The sequence below is a fragment of the Candidatus Aminicenantes bacterium genome (genome assembly GCA_026393795.1).
Classification (GTDB): Bacteria; Acidobacteriota; Aminicenantia; order UBA2199; family UBA2199; genus UBA2199.
In genome coordinates this window covers 1-1,558 of sequence record JAPKZL010000250.1, presented here as the reverse complement: position 1 = coordinate 1,558, position 1,558 = coordinate 1, and the positions used below count along the sequence as shown (strand labels likewise).

3 protein-coding genes are annotated in these 1,558 nt (G+C 61.6%); all 3 read left to right on the top strand.

Features of this window, described 5'->3' with window-relative positions; all coding sequences use genetic code 11:
• Nucleotides 1-216: 216 nt before the first annotated feature.
• Nucleotides 217-825: a F0F1 ATP synthase subunit A gene (atpB, locus tag NTW95_12590; protein MCX6558246.1), complete on the top strand. Its 609-nt coding sequence runs from the start codon at nucleotides 217-219 to the stop codon at nucleotides 823-825.
• A gap of 93 nt (nucleotides 826-918) precedes the next feature.
• Nucleotides 919-1,215 carry an ATP synthase F0 subunit C gene (locus NTW95_12585; protein ID MCX6558245.1) on the top strand — a complete coding sequence of 99 codons (297 nt, stop codon included), beginning with the start codon at nucleotides 919-921 and terminating at the stop codon, nucleotides 1,213-1,215.
• Nucleotides 1,216-1,284: 69 nt separating this feature from the next.
• Nucleotides 1,285-1,558 (top strand): dihydrodipicolinate synthase family protein (locus NTW95_12580; GenBank protein MCX6558244.1); only part of this gene is annotated, 274 nt, incomplete at its 3' end.

The window sequence follows — 1,558 nt, the reverse complement described above, 5'->3', positions numbered from 1 at the left end:
GCCCCCGTATTCCCGGGTGTGATATATTGAAATTCTTCGGGATTGGCCCGTCGGCCGGACGTCGCGAAGCCCTTTACGAGCATCCCTATGTCGGAACATGAACCTTGGCTGACAGCGCTTTTTAACGATCATCTGGCCGGTTTGGGCCAGGCCGCGCTGGCGCTGGTCTGAGCGCACGCGGAAACCCCCCAGCGGCCCTGGGCGAGCTTCGTCACCATGCAGGTTGTAGTGGCGCTGGTGATGATGGTCCTGTTCGCCCTGATGCGACCGAAATTGTCGGTGGACCGGCCGGGCAGGCTCCAGCACCTGTTTGAAGTCATTTACGATTTCATCAAGGGCCAGGTCGAGGATGTCGGCGTGCACCACGGGCACAAGTACGTCGCCTGGTTCGGCTCGCTGTTTCTCTTCATCTTGTTCGCGAACCTGCTGGGCATCATTCCAACATTCGAATCGCCGACCATGTTCCCGCCGGTTCCGCTGGGCTGCGCGATGGCGGCGTTCTTTTACTTCAACGTCGCGGGCATGAGGGAACACGGTGTGCTCAGGTACACGGCGCACTTCAGCGGTCCGGTGTGGTGGCTGGCGCCGGTGATGTTTCCGATCGAAATCATCAGCACGCTGGCGCGCCCGCTCTCGCTCACCATCCGTCTGTACGCGAACATGTACGCGGGCGAGCAGGTGACGCTGGCGTTTCTAGGGATAGCGCCGCTCGCCGTTCCGGTGGTTTTCATGGGTCTGCACGTGTTCGTGTCGTTCCTGCAGGCTTACATATTCACGCTGCTGACCATCGTGTACGTGGGTGGCGCGGTGGCGCACGAGCATTGATACCGGCTTTATCCCGCTTGAGTGTGAGCCCGGCTGCAAGAGGATGACGGGAACCACCTCCTGAGGCGGAGATCATAGGAAGGAGCAACACGAATGACTAGCAAAATGTTTTTGATGCTCGCGCTACTGGCTCTGGCGACACCCCTGTTCGCCGCCGAGGGCGCGCCGGGGGCCACGAACTGGGTGGCCATCACTTCGGGCTTCGCCATGGCGATTGCCTCGGCGGTTTGCGGTCTGGCGCAGGCCAAGGCCGTCGCGGCGGCGTGCGAAGGCATGGCGCGGAATCCGGGAGCGTCGGCGGCGATTCGCTTCGAGCTGATTCTCGGCCTGGCGCTGATCGAGTCGCTGGCTCTGTACACGCTGGTTATCATTTTGGTGCAGGTGAAGTAGTCGTCTCGAATCCGCCTCCGGACGCGCCAGACAAGGTGTATCCGGAGGCCTTTTGTTTTGGGGGACACGATGCTGAAGCTCGAGGGTATCTACCCGCCGATTACGACGCCGTTCGACCTGGACGGGAATCTGTACAGGTCCAAGCTCAGGCACAACGTCGAGAAGTGGAACCGCACGGGACTGGCCGGCTACGTGGTGTGCGGATCCACCGGTGAGAGCGTCATGCTGACGCCCGACGAGAAGTTTCAGATGTTCGAGTGGGTCGCCGAGTGCGCCGCGCCGGACAAGTTGCTGATGGCGGGGACGGGCGTGGAAAGCGTCCGCGAAACCGTCTGGCTCACCA

Bases quoted from the DNA above. Each gene is read 5' to 3' on its own strand.
- atpB (MCX6558246.1), top strand. From the start codon at position 217: ATGCAGGTTGTAGTGGCGCTGGTGATGATGGTCCTGTTCGCCCTGATG.
- NTW95_12585 (MCX6558245.1), top strand. From the start codon at position 919: ATGACTAGCAAAATGTTTTTGATGCTCGCGCTACTGGCTCTGGCGACA.